The 16755-nt window shown below is 70.9% G+C and carries 17 protein-coding genes; 8 read left to right on the forward strand and 9 right to left on the reverse strand.

Features of this window, described 5'->3' with window-relative positions:
- Positions 1-10: 10 nt before the first annotated feature.
- Positions 11-880 (forward strand): exodeoxyribonuclease III, encoded by an 870-nt coding sequence (locus tag ACFWV3_RS35290; protein ID WP_382417893.1) that lies wholly within the window; start codon positions 11-13, stop codon positions 878-880.
- Here ACFWV3_RS35290 and ACFWV3_RS35295 read toward each other — a convergent pair.
- The 6 genes from ACFWV3_RS35295 to ACFWV3_RS35320 all read right to left on the reverse strand — a co-directional run bounded on the left by ACFWV3_RS35295 (position 858) and on the right by ACFWV3_RS35320 (position 5224).
- Entirely contained in the window at positions 858-1796 is a 939-nt protein-coding gene (locus ACFWV3_RS35295) for an HNH endonuclease (protein ID WP_382417895.1), read from the reverse strand. The genes ACFWV3_RS35290 and ACFWV3_RS35295 overlap by 23 nt on opposite strands.
- 18 nt (positions 1797-1814) lie before the next feature.
- Positions 1815-3122 carry an ATP-binding protein gene (locus tag ACFWV3_RS35300; RefSeq protein WP_382417897.1) on the reverse strand — a complete coding sequence of 436 codons (1308 nt, stop codon included), beginning with the start codon at positions 3120-3122 and terminating at the stop codon, positions 1815-1817.
- Positions 3119-3787 (reverse strand): response regulator transcription factor, encoded by a 669-nt coding sequence (locus ACFWV3_RS35305; protein ID WP_382417899.1) that lies wholly within the window; start codon positions 3785-3787, stop codon positions 3119-3121. The genes ACFWV3_RS35300 and ACFWV3_RS35305 overlap by 4 nt, the downstream gene beginning before the upstream one ends.
- 4 nt (positions 3788-3791) lie before the next feature.
- Positions 3792-3923 (reverse strand): hypothetical protein, encoded by a 132-nt coding sequence (locus ACFWV3_RS35310; protein WP_382417901.1) that lies wholly within the window; start codon positions 3921-3923, stop codon positions 3792-3794.
- On the reverse strand, positions 3920-4285 hold the full coding sequence (locus tag ACFWV3_RS35315) for a hypothetical protein (RefSeq protein ID WP_382417903.1): 366 nt from the start codon (positions 4283-4285) through the stop codon (positions 3920-3922). Before ACFWV3_RS35315 ends, ACFWV3_RS35310 begins: the two co-directional genes overlap by 4 nt.
- 66 nt (positions 4286-4351) lie before the next feature.
- Positions 4352-5224, reverse strand: a complete 873-nt coding sequence (locus tag ACFWV3_RS35320; protein ID WP_382417905.1) for a hypothetical protein — start codon at positions 5222-5224, stop codon at positions 4352-4354.
- 153 nt (positions 5225-5377) lie between these two features.
- On the opposite strand from ACFWV3_RS35320, the gene ACFWV3_RS35325 reads away from it, so the two are divergent.
- Positions 5378-5737 carry a hypothetical protein gene (locus ACFWV3_RS35325; protein WP_382417907.1) on the forward strand — a complete coding sequence of 120 codons (360 nt, stop codon included), beginning with the start codon at positions 5378-5380 and terminating at the stop codon, positions 5735-5737.
- An 18-nt stretch (positions 5738-5755) separates the two neighbouring features.
- Here the strand turns inward: ACFWV3_RS35325 and ACFWV3_RS35330 are convergent, their stop codons facing one another.
- Positions 5756-6532 (reverse strand): hypothetical protein, encoded by a 777-nt coding sequence (locus ACFWV3_RS35330; RefSeq protein WP_382417909.1) that lies wholly within the window; start codon positions 6530-6532, stop codon positions 5756-5758.
- A 183-nt stretch (positions 6533-6715) separates the two neighbouring features.
- On the opposite strand from ACFWV3_RS35330, the gene ACFWV3_RS35335 reads away from it, so the two are divergent.
- The 5 genes from ACFWV3_RS35335 (at position 6716) to ACFWV3_RS35355 (ending at position 12351) form a co-directional block, all read left to right on the forward strand.
- On the forward strand, positions 6716-8947 hold the full coding sequence (locus ACFWV3_RS35335; RefSeq protein ID WP_382417911.1) for an ATP-binding protein: 2232 nt from the start codon (positions 6716-6718) through the stop codon (positions 8945-8947).
- 129 nt (positions 8948-9076) lie between these two features.
- The gene (locus ACFWV3_RS35340) at positions 9077-9625 is read left to right on the forward strand and encodes a TetR/AcrR family transcriptional regulator (protein ID WP_382417913.1); all 549 of its coding nucleotides are present in this window, start codon (positions 9077-9079) and stop codon (positions 9623-9625) included.
- Between the two features lie 95 nt (positions 9626-9720).
- Complete coding sequence (locus ACFWV3_RS35345) at positions 9721-10914, forward strand: cytochrome P450 (protein WP_382417915.1); 1194 nt, start codon at positions 9721-9723, stop codon at positions 10912-10914.
- Positions 10911-11114, forward strand: a complete 204-nt coding sequence (locus tag ACFWV3_RS35350; RefSeq protein WP_382417917.1) for a ferredoxin — start codon at positions 10911-10913, stop codon at positions 11112-11114. The genes ACFWV3_RS35345 and ACFWV3_RS35350 overlap by 4 nt, the downstream gene beginning before the upstream one ends.
- A 343-nt stretch (positions 11115-11457) precedes the next feature.
- Positions 11458-12351 carry a hypothetical protein gene (locus tag ACFWV3_RS35355; protein WP_382417919.1) on the forward strand — a complete coding sequence of 298 codons (894 nt, stop codon included), beginning with the start codon at positions 11458-11460 and terminating at the stop codon, positions 12349-12351.
- Between the two features lie 105 nt (positions 12352-12456).
- On the opposite strand, the gene ACFWV3_RS35360 is transcribed toward ACFWV3_RS35355, so the two are convergent.
- Positions 12457-12891, reverse strand: coding sequence for a hypothetical protein (locus ACFWV3_RS35360; RefSeq protein ID WP_382417921.1), 435 nt, complete (start codon positions 12889-12891; stop codon positions 12457-12459).
- Between the two features lie 73 nt (positions 12892-12964).
- On the opposite strand from ACFWV3_RS35360, the gene ACFWV3_RS35365 reads away from it, so the two are divergent.
- Positions 12965-15901 (forward strand): BTAD domain-containing putative transcriptional regulator, encoded by a 2937-nt coding sequence (locus ACFWV3_RS35365; RefSeq protein WP_382417923.1) that lies wholly within the window; start codon positions 12965-12967, stop codon positions 15899-15901.
- Here the strand turns inward: ACFWV3_RS35365 and ACFWV3_RS35370 are convergent.
- The gene (locus ACFWV3_RS35370; protein ID WP_382417925.1) at positions 15882-16682 is read right to left on the reverse strand and encodes a phospholipid scramblase-related protein; all 801 of its coding nucleotides are present in this window, start codon (positions 16680-16682) and stop codon (positions 15882-15884) included. The genes ACFWV3_RS35365 and ACFWV3_RS35370 overlap by 20 nt on opposite strands.
- Positions 16683-16755 lie beyond the last annotated feature (73 nt).

Consider the following 16755-nt stretch of genomic DNA (forward strand, 5'->3'; position numbering starts at 1 on the left):
GGTGACTACCGTGGCAGGGGTGCGAGTGGCGACCTGGAACGTGAACTCCGTCAAGCAACGCGTGCCCCGCCTGCTGCCGTGGCTCGACCAGCGGAAGCCGGACGTCGTGTGCCTGCAGGAGACCAAGCTGGCCGACGACGCCTTCACCGCGTTGCTCGGCGACGCCCTGCGCGAACGCGGCTACGAGGTCGCGCTGTTCGGTGAGACGCAGTGGAACGGCGTGGCGTTGCTGTCCCGCGTGGGTCTGGACGACGTCGAGGTGGGCATCGCGGGCGCACCGGGCTTCCCCCACGTCGAGGCACGTGCCGTGGCAGCGACGTGCGGCGGCGTGCGCGTGCATTCGCTGTACGTGCCCAACGGCCGTGAGCCGGAGTCGGACCACTACAAGTACAAGCTGGAGTGGCTGGCCGCACTGCGCGACGTGCTGGACAAGGGCCCTGCGGACGCGTTGGTGTGCGGCGACATCAACATCGCACCGGCCGACGCCGACGTCTTCGACCCGGAGGCCTACATCGGCCAGACGCACGTCACCGAACCCGAACGCGCCGCACTGCAGGCCATCGAAGCGTTGGGATTCCACGACGTCGTGCGCGACCGTTGGCCCAACGAGCGCATCTTCAGCTACTGGGACTATCGCGCAGGCATGTTCCACCGCGACCTCGGCATGCGCATCGACCTGGTCCTCGCGTCCAGCTCCGTGGCGCCGCGGACGAAGGCGGCGTGGATCGACCGGCACGCGCGCAAGGGCACCGGGCCCAGCGACCACGCGCCGGTGATCGTGGACCTGGACGAGGCGCCGGACGGGGACATCGGGCCCGTGGTGCCGCCGCCGTCGTCGCCGGGGGCGAAGAAGAAGGTCAAGCTGCCTCAGGCGAAGTAGGACGCGCCTGCTCCCAGTGCGTGCGCAGCCACTCGCGCTGCGCCCGCGTGAGGTCCACGCCCAGCGGTTTGCCGTGCAGCTGCCCGTAGTCCTGCAGGTGCCGGATGTCGACGTGCACGTCCAGCAGCCAGGTGTCCGGGCGCACGGCGAACAGGCCGCGGTCGAAGAGGCGGTGCAGGTCGCGCCGCAGCAGGAAGCCGCCCTCCTTCTTGTGCTCGCCGACCTCGGCGTAGCTGTAGAGGTGCGCGGCTTCCAACGCGTCGGCCGGAGCGGGGCCGGAGAACGCGCATTCGTTGCCGTACAAAGCCAACAGCTTGCCGCGGAACGCGCTCTGGCCCCGTCGCACCCGCACGACCGCGGTGGCGTGACCGCCGGCGACGTAGTCCGCGGCCGCCTCCAACGGTGCCAGGGCGAGGTCACCGTCGAGAGCGGCGTGGAAGCGGTCGTAGTCGAGGGGCCGCAGGCTCAGCTGCGACTTCGGGCTCAGACACAACGACCGCAACCGCGCACCGTCGAGCCGACCCTCCAACTCGACCCAACCGGCGCCGTGTCGGGTGCGGTACGTCTTCACCGTCTTCCGGCGCGTGCGCGGCACGTCGAACTCGTGGCCGCAGTTGTAGCACTTCAGGCGAGGGAGAACGGTGGTGCGAGTTTCGATCCGCGCCTTGTCGCACCGCGGACAGCTGTGCGAGTCCTTCTCCGCCGTGCCCTCGTCGACGGCTTCGATCACCGACGCGCCGAGCAGGTACGTCTTGTCCCACAGGACGATGACATCACCCTTCTTGGGCTTGCCGTGGTTCGGAACCGTGTCGTCCCAGCTGTAGTGCGACGACGGGTCGTCGTCGTACCCGTCGTTGCTCGCGCGCGCACGGTCGTCGCCTGCCGCCAACATCAACCACGCGGTCGTGTCCCCCATGGTGGACAGATCGCAATGTCACCCGATCGTGTTAGCGGGCGGCAGGGTCACGGTGAACGCGGCCCCGCCCTCCGGTGCCGGACCCGCCGTGATCGTCCCGCCCATCCGCGTCACCAGCCCGTGCACCAGCGCGAGGCCCACGCCGGTGCCCACCGGGCGCGAGTCCTGGTAGCGCGCGTGCAGCACGCCGCGGTCGAACGCCACCGGGTAGTCCTCGGCGGCGAGGCCGGGGCCGCCGTCGCGGACCTCCAGCACGGACGAGAGGGACAGCACCACCGGGTGGCCTGCCGGGGTCACGCGCAGGGCGTTCTCCAGCAGGCCGTCGATCACCTGGCGCAGGCGGCGGGGGTCGGCGTGGACCACCGGGGAGGCGGAGACGTCCAGCCTGAAGTGGACCCCGCGGGCGTGGCAGCGGGCGTGCCAGACCTCGGCGGCCGAGCGGACCACCGGTTCCAGCGACATCGGTGCCAGGTCCAGGCGGAAGTCGTCGGCGCCCAGGCGGGCCAGGTCCAGCAGGTCGCTCACCAGGCGGTCGAGGCGGCGGGCCTCGTCCAGGATCACCGTGCCGACCGGGGCCACCTGGTCGCCGGTGACGACGCCGTCCGCCAGGGACTCGGCGAAGCCCGTCACGGCGGTCAGCGGGGTGCGGAGCTCGTGGGAGACCGAGAGCAGGAAGTCGCGTTGGCGGGACTCGCTGCGCTGCAAGGCGTCTGCCAGCGAGTTCACCGACGTGGCCACCTCGGCCAGTTCGACGGTGCCCACGACGGGGACGCGGAGGTCGCGGCGGCCCGCGCTCATCGAGTGGGCCACGGACGCGACGCGGCGCAGCGGGCGGCCCAGCACGGTGCCGAGCGCGAGGCCTGCCAGGCAGGCGACGACCAGGCCGATGCCCAGCGCGAACAGGATGTTGCGGACCAGCTTGCGGTAGGTGCCGCCGACCTCGGTCTCCTGCACCAGCGCGAAGCCGCCCGCCCCCGACGGACGGGCCTCCACGTTCAGCCGGCCGCTCACGCCGGACACCGGCGAGCCCGACGCCACACGCCCGGCGCCCGCCTCCCTGGCCGCGCGGACGGCGGCCCGGTCCGATCCCGACACCTCACCGGTCGCACTGATCCGCACGATCGCGATGCCCTGGCCCTCCAGGACCTGCTCGACGCGGTTGTTCGAGATCTGCCCCGCCACCACGTCGGCCTGCGAGCGCAGGATCTCGCGGCTCACCTGCTGCGAGGTCGAGAGCACCAGCCGGGTCGACACGACGCCCGCGATCAGCACCGCGACGAACGCGACTCCGAGGCACACCAACGCGATCCGCGCCGCCAGGTTCATGACGCGTCCGCCGAGTAACCCACGCCGCGCACCGTCCTGATCGGACTGGAGGTGCCGAACTTGGCCCGCAGCTGGGCGATGTGGACGTCCACGGTCCGTGTGCCGGCCACGGACGAGTAACCCCACACGGCCGATAGGAGCTGCTCACGCGAGAACACCTGACGTGGATGCTTCATCAGGTGCGAGAGCAGCCCGAATTCCGTTGATGTCAAAGACACTTCGTCCGCACCGGCGAACGCACGCCGCTCGCCCACGTCGAGCCGCACGGACCCCACCTGCAGAACGTCCGACACGACCGACGAGCGCCGGAGCACCGTGCGGACGCGCAACGCCAGCTCACGCGGGCTGAACGGTTTGGTGATGTAGTCGTCGGCCCCCAGCTCCAGGCCGAGCAGGCGGTCCACCTCGTCGTCGCGGGCCGTCACGAACAGCACGGGCGTCCAGTCGCCGGACGCCCGCAGCGCCCGGCAGACCTCGATGCCGTTCATGCCGGGCAGGCCGACGTCCAGGACCACCGCCACGGGCGAGAGTGCGCGGACCGCGGCCAGTGCCGCGTCCCCCGAGGACTCCAGGTGCACGCCGAAGCCGTCGCGGCGCAGGTACAGCGCCACGAGCTCGGCGATCGCCGGTTCGTCCTCCACGACGAGCACCAGGCCACGTTCCACGCGTTCACCCCGGCTGGTTGATGTCCGACTCGATGCTGTTCAGCGTCGACTCCACATCATCCAAGTCCGAGACCGGCGCCTCGCTCCGGCACGCCGTCAGCGACACCAGCAGCACGAGCGCCGCCACCCACCTCACTTGGAACCACCGCAGTGCTCGGACTTGAACTTGGTGACCCGCTCCGAGGCCTTCGACAGCTTCCCGAGCTGCGCGTCCCGCAGCTTCAGCCGCGCGTCCAGCACGTCCGCACGGGCCGTGTTGCCGGACTTGCGCGCGTCGGCGGCCTTCTGCTCGATCCACTTCTTCGAGCCCAACGTCTCCGCGGTGCCGTTGATCCGGTCGGTCAGGGCCTTCACCTTCGACTCGACCCGCGGTACGCGCTCGGAACAGATCTTCTGCACCTTCTCGGGGCTGATCGTGATCGGTTCCTGCGCCGACGCGGTCCCCGCGCCGAGCAGCAGCAGTCCGGCCACGAGCCCACCGATCTTCGCGATGTTCATGCCGAGAACGATGGCCGGGCACCGTCAGGACGAGGTCCGCCGAATGTTCGGGTTCTGCAAAGATCGCTACCGCAGCGACACGCCGTGCGCCGCGGCCGCCTGGATCATGGGGCGCGTCCGGTCCCACACCCGTTCGGACCGCAACCCCTCCGCCGCGCTCATCGCCTGGGCTCCGACGGTCTGCCCCTCGTCGACGTCGCCGTCCAGGAAGTGGCACGTGGCCAGCGCGATCAGGCAGAACGTCCGGCTGCGCGCCATCGCCGGCCCGAAGCCCTCGACGGCCGAGGTCAGCGCGGGGACCGCGGCGCGGGTGTCGCCGAGCTCGGTGTGGACGATGCCGGTCATCGCGGTCAGGTCGGTCTCGTCGTGGAACCGCGCCCAGTCCGGCGCGTGCGCCAGGTCGGCGGACGCGAACGAGTCCTTCGCCTTGCCCAACGCGCGCACCGCTTCGTCGGAACGGGCCTGACGTGCGTATGCCCACGCCTCGTTCGCGTACATGATGCTAGACGCCAACGGTGCGAAGGCGCCTCTCTGGAAGTACGCCAGCGCATCGCCCGGAGCACCGTGATGCAGATGCACGCGCCCACGTCGGTACACGATGTTGGTGGTCAGGTCCTCGTCGTGGCGTGCGAAGTCCAGTGCGCGGTCGAAGTGGTGGTACGCCGCTCCCACCTGGCCGCTGTCGAACGACGTCCACCCGGCCAGGTTGTGCAGGTCCGCGACGGCGGACAGCAGACGGGAGCGCACGGGGTCGGACGCCTCGGCCGCGAGCAGCTGCTGCGCCCAGTAGATCCGCACGACGACGGCGTCCCGGCAGGCGCCTCCGCCATGCTGGTAGTCCACCGACCGGAGGGAACGCGTCTGCGACTCCAGCTGTTCCACATCGCTCGTCCCGATGCGGGCGGAGTGCGGAGGAGGGAAGTACGCAGGATTCGCCATCGTGTACACCTCTGCGCCGTTGACATCCGAGAGTAGGGGCGTGATGACCGGCTGAGAAGAGGTTCCCCGCCGGGTGGAATCGTGTCCGTGACGCGGTTGAGCAGGTATTAATGCGGGTATACAGGGCCGTTCTCGAGGAGCAGTGTTCGCCGCATGAGGCGACGCGCCCACCTGCGACTGGTGACCTCGTCCGAGACCGCGGACCCGACCATGACCGCCGTCCTCGGCGCGGAGGACCTGGCCGAGGAGCTCGGCCTCGATCCCCACGCCAGGGTCACGTGCCGCCTGCATCGCCGCTGGTTGCACCAGTGCGTGGCCTCACCCGACCACGTCATCCCCGTCACCGGGCACCGCTGGTGCCGTCCGTGCGGCAGCCCTCTCGAGGTGCACGTCGACGCCACGACGGCGCGCTTGTCCTGCCCGAGCTGCGGCACGCGCACGCCGGACACGGCAGCGAACCGCCAGGTCGTGCGGGCGTGCCGGACAAGTCTCGCGGCGATGCACGCGAGGTAGAACGACGACCCGGAAGTGTTAACCCTGGTGGGTGAAAACCGCCGGTTCCGGAACGGCGACGGGCGGCCGTTGGCTGTCCTCCGGCACGTCGAGCAGCGCCCAGATGATGTGCCGGCCACCACCCGCCGGCGTCTCGCCCATGCTGAAGTTGCACACGGCGATGGACGCGACGTTGTGCCGCATGACGTGCCACTGCTTGAGGTCGAGCCGTGCGGTCGTGCGCACGGCGACGGACAACTTGTCGCCGCGCATGCGCAGCAGCAGCGCGAGAGGGCTGTCGTCCTCGACGTGCGACAGGAGCTCGACGGCCACCTGCGGCGCGACGTCGAGCATCGACTGGACGCCCCACCGCTCGCAGGCGCGTTCGGTGATCCGCTCGGCGACGTGCGGCATGCAGCGGCAGGTCGGCAGGGCCGCGTCGACCCGGTCCTCGTGCTTGAGCCGCACGACGGCGGCCACCGCGGCCGAGGTCGTCGCGTGCATCGGGATGTGCCGGGGCAGGCCGCGCGACTCCAGCGTGGAGCGCAGCCGGTGGTCGCTCACGACGAGGCTCATCGAGATGCCCGGCCAGCGCGCCGCCGACAGCCACACGACGTCGAACACGACGAGCAGCGCGGGAGACTCCGCGACGAGGTCGTCCAACTCCACGACCACGCCCACGAGCTCCTTCGTGGCGCAGTCGAGCAGCACGTCCTGCACGCGCATGTACGTCGTCCAGTCGAGCCGCCCGCCGAACCGGACGACGAGCACGCCGTTCTGCTCGCGGACGTCCACCTCGAGGCCGTCATCGGTCACGGGTCCCCCTCCCTCAGGTGTGTCCCAAGCCTTCAAGGCTCTCTCCGCGACTGCATCGTCCCTAGGGGGTAACTACCCGTGTTTCGGCGTTGGTACCTCCGGGGGACCGCGTTGCAGCGGGAGAACGGGCCGACCTAGGGTGCCGCTGTGGGTGGTTCGCTTTCCCCAGGTCGCAAAGGCAATTTGCCTGCCGACACAACTACTTTCGTCGGCCGCAGGAATGACGTCGCCGAGGTCCGCAGGCTGCTGTCCGAGTCCCGTCTCGTCACCCTCACGGGTGTTCCCGGAGTCGGCAAGACCCGGCTCGCGCTGCGGGCCGCCGCCGAGACGCACCGGGCGTTCCACGACGGGGTGTGGTTCGTCGAGATGGGCGGCGTCACCGATCCCGACCTGGTCGTCCACACCGTCCTGGAGCAGCTGGGCGTCCACGACGACACGGTCCGCCGGCACCGCACGGTCCTCGTGGAACACCTGCGCGACCGGCAGGTGCTGATGGTGCTGGACAACTGCGAGCACGTCGTGGAGGCCATCGCCGAGCTCGTGGACGTGCTGCTGCGCTCGTCGCGCGGGCTGCGCGTGCTCGTGACCAGCAGGGAACGCCTCGGCGTCGACGGCGAGCACCTGTGGCAGGTCGCGCCACTGCCGCGGGACCCGGCGCTCGCGCTGTTCGCCGAACGGGCCGCGGCCGTCGAGCCGGGGTTCGCGCTCGGCCCGCAGAACGAGGACCAGGTCGGCAGGATCTGCGCGCTGCTGGATGGAATTCCGCTGGCGATCGAACTGGCGGCGGTGCGCCTGCGGGTGCTGACGCTCGACCACCTGCTGTCCAGATTGGACAACACCTTCCGGGTGCTGGCCGACGGCAAGCGGGGCGGCGACCCGCGGCACCAGACGCTGGAGGCCGCCGTCGACTGGAGCTTCCACCTCTGCACGCGTTCCGAGCAGGTCCTGTGGGCACGGGCGTCGGTGTTCTCCGGCACGTTCGACCTGGAGGCCGCGGAACGGGTCTGCTCCGGTGACGGCAGCGCGGCCGACGAGATCATGCAGTCGCTGACGGGCCTGGTCGACAAGTCGGTCGTGGTGGCAGAACGGCACCCGTCCGGCACGCGGTTCCGGCTGCTGGAGCCGCTGCGCCAGTACGGCCTGGAGAAGCTGCGCGGCGCCGGGCGCGAACAGGTGATGCGGCAACGGCACCGCGACCACTACATCGAGTGGGCGCGCGGGCGGGAGAAGGAGTGGTTCGGGCCCGCGCAGCCGCAGATCTTCTCGCTGACGCGGCTGGAACACCAGAACCTGCGGTCGGCACTGGACTTCTGCTTCGACGACGACGGCGACCACTGCGTGCTCCTCGCCGGCACGCTGTGGTTCTACTGGGCGGGCTGCGGCATGCTCGGCGAGGGCCGCCACTGGCTCGACCGCGCGCTGGCCGACGTCGAACCGGGCCCGCTGCGCGCGAAGGCGTTGTGGGTCAACGGGTACGTCGCGACGTTGCAGGGGGACATCCCCGCGTCCCGCCGGATGCTGGAGGAGTGCCGCGACTACGCCGTCGAGGTGGGCGACGGGCTCGCGCTGGCCTACGCGACCCACCGCCTGGCGTGCACGCACCTGGTCGGCGACGACCTCGCCCTCGCGGACACGCTGTTCGAGGAGGCCATGTCCCTCTACCGCGGCCAGGGCACGGTCAACAGCCACACCATGCTCGCGGGCATCGAGCTGGCGATCTCCGCGATCTTCCAGCGCGACTTCGCCGCCGCCGAACGGCTGTGCAGCGAGGCCAAGGCCGTCGGCGAGGAGCACGGCGAGCTGTGGGCGCAGGCGTACGCGATCTACGTGCTGGCCCTGTGCGCGTGGGTCCGCGGCGACTACCCGCGCGCCGAGCAGCTCGGCAAGGAGTGCCTGCGGATCAAGCGGACGTTCCACGACCTGCTCGGCATCGTGCTCGCGATCGAGGTGCTCGCGTGGATCGCGGCGTCGCAGGGCAACGCGGAGCGCGCGGGCACGTTGCTGGGCGCCACCAACGAGATCTGGCACACCGTCGGCTACCCGATGTTCGGGTCGCGCTACTTCGGCGCCCCGCACGGCGAGTGCGAGTCCGTCGCGCTCTCCGCGCTGGGCGAGCAGGAGTTCCGCGCGGTGTTCCGCAAGGGCATGGACCTCGAGCTCGACGACGCCGTCGCGTTCGCGATCGGGGAGGAGCAGGCGGAGCACGTGCCGGCTCCCGAGGCGCCCACGCCGCTGACCAGGCGCGAGCAGCAGGTGGCCGACCTCATCGCCGGGGGCATGTCGAACAAGGAGATCGCGGCCCGGCTGGTGATCGCGCGCCGGACCGCGGAGGGGCACGTGGAGCGGATCCTGCAGAAGCTCGGGTTCTCGTCACGGGCGCAGATCGCGACCTGGGTGACGGAACGCCGGAACTGACGGTGGCACGACCGTCGCGAGTGGACAGTCCGGGTCCGGTGCCCGCCCGCGCGATCGCGGGCATGCCCGCGTGGTTGATCCCGGCGGTACGGTGCACGTCATCTGAACCACCCCGAGAGAGGACCACGGGTGGGCCGCACGCCCTTGGACGCGCCCGAGCGTCAGCAGGAGGTCTTCGCCGCCGTGCTCGCCGTCCTGGCCGAGGTCGGGTACGCCCGGTTCAACATGGACCTCGTCGCGGCCAGGGCGCGCGCGAGCAAGTCGAGCCTCTACCAGCGCTGGCCCTCGAAAGCGCGGCTGATCATGGCCGCGCTGCGGGCGAACCTGCCCGTGCTGCCCCAGCCGGACGAGGGGTCGTTCGCCGAGGACGTGCGCCAGATCCTGCGGTCGTGGGGCGAGCCGATGCCGTTCGACACCGCCGGGATCTTCCTCGGCCTGCTCGAGGGCAGCCGTCAGGACGCCGACCTGGCCCGTCTGCGCGAGGAGCACGTCGACCGCGCCTACACCGTGCACCTGCAGGTCGCCGTGGACCGGGCGAAGGCGCGCGGCGAGCTGCCGCAGGGGCTCCACTCCGGCGTGCTCATCACCGCGCTGATCTCGACGTTCGTGCTGATGTCGGAGGAACAGGGCGTGATCGACGACATCGTCGACGGTCTGCTGCGGCCCCTCCTGAGCTGAACTTTAGTGCCAAACAACTCGTCAGCGCGTAGTCGCTGCGCTACGTTCGGTCATGAAGTCAAAAGAACAGTTCTGTTCTGTTGAGGGGGAATCCCGTGACTGACGCAGCTGTGTGCCCGGTCATGCACGAACGCGACCACCCGTTGATGCCGCCGGTCGGCTTCGCCGAGGCCGTCGGCGACGGGCCGGTGAGGATGCTCTGGCCCAACGGCGTCGAGGCCTGGGTGGTGTCGAGCTACGCCGGGGTCCGGCAGGTGCTGTCCGACCCGCGGTTCAGCACCCGCAAGGGCGGCCAGCCCGAGATGCGGACCGACGACGGCGAGACCGTGATCGACCCCGACCAGCCGGGCAACATCAACGGCGTCGACGGCGCCGCGCACATGCGCCTGCGGCGTCCTCTCTCGCGCGGCTTCATGGTCAAGCGCATGAACGAGCTGCGGCCGCGCATCCAGCAGATCGTCGACGAGCACCTCGACGTGATGGAGGCCAAGGGCGCGCCCGCCGACCTGGTCACCTCGCTGTGCCTGCCGCTGCCGTCGCTGGTCATCGCCGAGCTGCTGGGCGTGCCGCCGGAGCACCAGGAGCTGTTCCAGGCCACGGCCGGCGACCTCTTCGGCAAGAACGGCTCGAAGGACGAGTACCTCGCCCACGCCACGAAGCTTGCGGACGTGCTCGCGCCGATCGTCGCGGAGAAGAAGGCCGCGGGCACCAACGACGACCTGATCGGCCTGATGGCCAACGACACCGACTTCAGCATGGACGAGCTGATCTTCCTCTGCATCGGCCTGCTGGCCGCCGGGCACGAGACCACGTCCAACTTCCTCGGCCTGTTCACGTTGCACCTCTTCGAGCAGCCCGCCCAGCTGGAGGTCCTGCGGCGCGACCCGAGCCGGGCGGACGTGGTCGTCGAGGAGCTGATGCGCTACACCGTCGGTCACCTCGGGGGCGCCGGCCTCACCCGCCGCGCGACCGAGGACGTCGAGGTCGACGGGGTGCTGATCAAAGCCGGTGACTGGGTCAGCGTGTCGCTCATGGCGAACCTCGACGAGGCGCTCTGCCCGCGGCCCGGCGAGCTCGACCTGGACCGCGACGCCGTGTCGCACCTCGGCTTCGGCTTCGGCCCGCACCAGTGCCTCGGCGCCAACCTCGCCCGCGCGGAGCTGCAGATCGGGCTGCGGACGCTGTTCGAGCGGTTCCCGGGCCTGCGCCCCGCCGTGCCCGTGCGGGAGATGCGCTACCGCGACGACATGATCACCTACGGCGCCGCCGAGATCCCGGTGGTGTGGTGAGCGTGCCCGCGGTCCGGATAGACCAGGCGAGGTGCATCGGGTCGGGCCAGTGCGTGCTCGCCGCACCGGACGTGTTCGACCAGTCGGACGACGACGGGCTCGGCGTCGTGGTCGTCCCCGATCCGCCGGCGGACCTCCTGCCCGGCGTGCGTGACGCGGTGGACAGGTGCCCCGCGCAGGTGGTGACCCTGCAAGAGTGACATGAGCGGCCGTTCCGGTGAGGCGTCATCACCGGGAATTGATTCAGTGCCGCTTCGATGACACCTCGATGGCCTCTTTCCGGTCACCACGAGCGTCCAGAATCGTGAGCGCGACCACCACGGCGTTGTGGTGGTCGCGCGCTCCTGTGTCCCCCTTGAGACCGGAAAACCCTTCCCGACCAGGCCGGACAGTGGGATCGTGGCGACGGCGCGGTGAATACCGGCGGTGCGTGACGGGTATCTCCACAAGAGTGTCCGACGTGCGTCAGGAGGACCAGCTATGTTCAACGGCGATGCATTTCCAGCTCGCGTGGACAAAACCGACGGGCGTCATGTCGAAACGTTGACGAGCGCGCTTCGGGCACTGGACTACGAATACGGCGGGGGCGCGTGCCGGGACGCCTGCGTGGCGTTGCTCGGCTGGGCGAACCCGCTGCTCGACGCCGGGTCGTCCGGGCCGGTGCTGCACCGGCTCCAGGTGGCGATCGCGGACCTGCACAACCTGGCCGGCTGGGCGTCGTTCGACATGGGCCTGCTGGAGTCCGCGCACCGGCACTTCGGCAGGGCCATGGAGCTCGCGCGGTCGTCGGGCAACACCGCGCTGGAGGCCAACGTCCACTACCGGATGGGCCGCGTGCACCTGCACTACGAGCTGGCGCAGGACGCCCTGGAGTCGTTCCAGCGCGGTCTGCCCATCGCGCAGGCCAGCGGGTCGACGCTCGCCGTGTCGATCCTGCACGCCAACGAGGCCTGGGCGTTCGCGAAGATGGGCGCGGAACGGCAGGCGCTGCGCCAGTTCGCCCGCGCGCAGGACGAGTTCGACCGCGCCGAGACCGAGGACGCGCCGCCGTGGGCGCGGTTCTTCGACCTGGCCGACCTCGTGTCGATCGGCGGCATGGTCCACACCGAACTGGCTCGTACGTGCGACGTGAAGTACGCGCGGACGGCGATCCCGTTGCTCACCAGGGCGATCTCGTCCGGCGGCGAGGAGGCCTCGCGCAGCCGGTCGTTCCGGCTCGCCGCGCTGGCCGTCAACTACCTGGTGCAGAACGAGCCGGAGCAGGCCCGTGACGTGGGGGAGCAGGCGATCGCGGTGTCCGGCCCGATCCGCTCGGCCCGCACGCGCGACCGCATGCGGCCGTTGAAGCAGGAGGCGGACCGGTTGCGGGGCAACGCGGCCGCGGACGAGCTGTCGTCGCGCCTCGGGGAGTTCATGAGGTCGCAGGGAGCGGCGTGACAGGCGTCGCCGGGGCCGAGGAGAGGTTGGGCTTCGGACCCCGGCGACACCATCGCCCGAGCAGCGCCCGGCTGGGGGGCTGGGGCGCTGCCCGGCGCCGGGACGTCAGCAGCGGATCTCGGTGCTGACCTGGTAGAGCGTTCCGTCGACCTCCCACTCGCCGTGCGCGGAGGTGCAGACGTCGAGCGTCGCGGCACCGCCCGACCACAGCTCCTTCTGCCGGTAGGAGCCGTGCCGGCCGCCCGCGAAGCCGTACGGCTCGTGGTGGTTCGGGCCGCCCCACTTCTCGATGACGACCGCCGGCGTGTACGGGGCGCCCGCGTTGTGGGTGTCGGTCCAGGTGTAGATGTAGGCCCAGTTCTTGCCGCAGCCCTTGAACTGCTTGACGGAGGCCCATTTCTGGCCACCGGATCCGATGTAGGCGGTCGCGCCGATCTGCGTCACCGGTCCGCAGCCGGGGGCGCTCTCGGCCAGCGCGTCGTTCGCCGTGACCAGCCCCCAGAGCAACGCGGCGACCGCGACGAAGGTTGTCCTCCTCATGGGCGAGAAGCATCACGTCACCCGCTGACATTTCCCTGACACGTCCGGTTACCGGCTGGTTAGGATCGGGCCCATGCAGCGGCAGTGGGGGTTCAGGGTTCTCGGATCGTTGCAGGTCATCGACTCGGGCCGGGTCGTGGAGCTGCGGTCGGCCAAGCAACGGGTCCTGCTCGCCGCGTTGCTGATGAAGGCCAACGCACCCGTGTCGTCCTACGAGCTGATGGAACACCTTTGGGGCGACGAGCCTTCCGGGGCGGCACGGGCGACTCTGCAGACGTACGTCATGCGGTTGCGGCAGTCGCTGGACGACCTCGCCGACCGCAAACTCGTGCGCACGTGGCCGACCGGCTACTCGATCCACGTCGACGACGACCAGCTCGACCTGCTGACGTTCCAACGCCTTCGCGCCGAGGCCCGGCGCGCGCCCGACCTGGAGACCGAGGCACGGCTGCTCGGCGAGGCGGCGGAGCTGTGGCGCGGGCCCGCCCTGGACCAGGTCTCGTCGCTGCGGATGGAACAGACCGACGTGCAGCGGCTGAACGAGCAGCGCTGGGAGGTGCTGGAACGCCGCAACGACGCCGAGCTGCAGCTCGGCAGGCACGACCAGGTCGTCGACGAGCTGCGGTCGCTGGTCGCGGAACACCCGCTGCGCGAACGGTTCTGGTTCCAGCTCATGCTCGCGCTGCACCGCTGCGGCCAGCAGGCGCAGGCCCTCGACGTCTTCCGCCGCGCGAGCGAGGTGCTCGCGGAGGAGCTCGGCATCGACCCGAACAAGGAACTGCGCGCGCTGCACATGGAGGTGCTCGCCGGGTCGTCCGCGCCGGTCTCCGTCCACTCCGGACCGTCCTGGCTGCCGCCCGCGGTCGGCGACTTCTCCGGTCGGGCCGACGAGGTCGCGCGGCTCACGACCGGGTTGCGCGCCGGCGGCACCTGGACCATCACCGGGCCCGGCGGCGTCGGCAAGACCTCGCTGGCCGTGCACTGCGCGCACGCCGTGCGGGACGCGTTCCCGGACGGCCAGCTGTACCTGAACCTGCGCGGCGGCGAGCAGCGGCCTGTCGAACCCGCGGCGGCGCTGGACCGGTTGCTGCGCGGGCTCGGCGTGTCCGGCGGTGCCATTCCGTCCTCCGTGGAGGATCGGGTGGATCTGTACCGCGACCTGTTGTCGGACCGCAAGATCCTGGTCGTGCTGGACAACGCGGTCAACGAGGCCCAGGTGCGGCCGCTGTTGCCGGGCACGACCTCGGGCGCGGCACTGGTGACGTCCAGGGCGGCGCTGGCGGGCCTGGAGGCGGCGCACGTGGTGCCGCTCGACGTGCTGCCGGCGGACGACGCGCTGGCGTTGCTGCGCGCGGCGGTCGGCGAGGCCCGGTGCGCCGCGGAACCCGTGGCGGCACAGGAGATCGTGACGTACTGCGGCAGGTTGCCGCTGGCGTTGCGGGTGGCGGCCGCCCGGCTGGTGGCGCGCCCGCACTGGCAGCTCGCGAAGCTCGCCGGCCGGTTGTCCGACGAACGCCGCCGCTTCGACGAGCTGTCGCTGGGAGACCTCGACGTCCGCGCGTCCCTGGCGTTGTCCTACGACGGCCTGGATTCCTCGCACCGCACGGCGTTCCGGTTGCTGTCGCTGGTCGACACCCCGGACTTCCCGGCGTGGACCGCGTCCCCGTTGCTGGGCCTCGGTCTCGACGACGCGGAGGACCACGTCGAGGCGCTGGTCGACGCGCGGCTGGTCGACTACGCGGGCAGGGACGCGGTGGGGCAGGTGCGGTACCGGCTGCACGACCTGCTGCGCGCGTTCGGCAGGGAGGCGGCGTCCGAGGACCCGGCGGTCGCGCTGAAGGCGTTGGTGGAGCAGTGGGTCGACCTCGCCGTGCGGGCGGACGTGGAGCTGCCGCACCAGGCGATCCGCCTCGAACCCCTGGCGCTGGAACCGTTCGGCCTCGGTGACGCCGCCACCTGGTTCGACGCGGAGTGGCAGAACATCCACGCCCTGGTCACGCAGGCCGTCGCGCTCGGCCTCGGCGCGCAGGCGGCGGAGCTCGCGATCCGGTCGGCGGCGTTCTGCGACCTGCGCGCCCGGTTCGACGACTGGGAGCAGGTCAACTGCCTCGGGCTGTCGTGCGCGCCGCCGGACCGCAAGCCGGTCCTGTTCCAGCAACGTGGAATCCTGCGCGCACGGCTGCACGACTACGTGGCGGCGTCGGAGAACTTCCAGGCGGCGCAGGAGGGTTTCGCCGCCATCGGTGACGTGTGGGGCGAGGCCTACGCCTGGTACGGCATGGGCTGGATGCACGAGTGGAGCGGCCGGTCGGCGCAGGCCCGCGAGGCCCACCGCGAGGCCATGACCCGGTTCGTCACGTCCGGCAACCCGCACGGCGAGATCGAGGTGCTCTGCTCGCTGGGCGCCATCGAACGGCGGGCGGGCGGACTGACCGCGGCCACGGGCTACCTGGAACGGGCCCGGCGGCTCGCGAGCGGGCTGGGCGACGAGCAGAGCGCGCTGATGGCGACGCTGGAACTGGGGCGGCTGCACCAGTTCACCGGCGAGCTGGCGGCGTCGGCGGAGTTCCTGCGGTCGTCCCTGGCGGCGGCGCGGAAGCTGGGCGATCCGGACATGGCGGCCAACATCCGGCTCTTCCTGGCCGACACGCTGATCCGGTCGGGGCAGGCCGGCCTGGCCGAGGAGCAGCTCGGGCAGGCGTGGGAGTTCTTCGAGGAGCACGACGACCGGCAGGGCCGCATCTGGGTGTGGCGCCTGCGGTCCGGGCTCGCCCCGACGCCGGAGGAGGCGCTGCGGCTGGCGACGCTCGCGCTGGACCAGGCGCGGGAGATGGACTCGCCGCCGGAGTTCGGCCGGTCGCTGCGGGTGCTGGGCAACGCGCTGGACCGCGCAGGACGCCTGCTGGAGGCCCACGAGCACTGGCGGCAGGCAGAGGAGACCCTGACGGCGGCCGGGTTCGGGGCCGAGGTCGACGAGCTGCGTCTCGCGATCAGCTCTGGTTCTGGCTGAGTGCTGTGTCGACGGTGACGCCGGACGCCACGATCATGCTCAGCAACGGGTCCGGCACCGGCCGGTGCAGCTGCACGACGTAGTTGTCCGCGGTCGAGAACATCGCCTTCGCCATGCCCTGCCAGGTCTTCGTGATGCGCCCGACCTCGGTGTCGGTGTGGTCGCGCAGCGAGAAGTCCCACGCGCGCCAGTTCTCCGCGTAGATGCCGCCGACCTGCATCCCGTTGCACACGTAGGCGAAACGGATCTTTCCGAACACGTTCTCCTGGATGATCTCGCCGATCGGCATGCCGTCACCGCGTTCGACCAGCACCTTGGACTTCCACAGGGTCGGCGGCCTGGTGATGCGCAGGACCGGGTGGCCGTGGACGTCGCGGATCTCCAGCCGGACGTCGAGCATCGAGTCCATCTTCGTGAAGGCGCGCAACGCCTTCGCGGCGCCGGACTGCCCGACCTGCTCGACGGTGCCGATGTGGCGGGCGTGCTGGTCGTAGATGACGTAGGAGTTCGACAGCTCGACGAGCTTCGCCTTCTGGTTCACCACCAGGACCGGCTCGGTGAACAGGGTCCCGCCGCCGCCGGCCACGGGTTGCTGGATGCCCGCGCGCTGCACCTGCCTCGCGACGCGGTCCTGACCCGTGCCGCCCACCTGCATCTCGACCTGATGGGCGTCGGCCTGCTGCTGCCGCGGCTGCACGTGCGGCGTCCACTGCGTGCCGTCCCACCACCGCACGAAACGGGGGTCGGCGTTGTCCGGGTACCAGCCGGGCGCGGTGTTCACGCGAAAGAGCGTACGACCACCGCGGGGTGCCAGGCGACGGGGCACAGGTGTCGCCTGGCAGCTCTGGCAACGG

The sequence above is a fragment of the Lentzea sp. NPDC059081 genome (assembly GCF_042738015.1).
GTDB lineage: Bacteria > Actinomycetota > Actinomycetes > Mycobacteriales > Pseudonocardiaceae > Lentzea.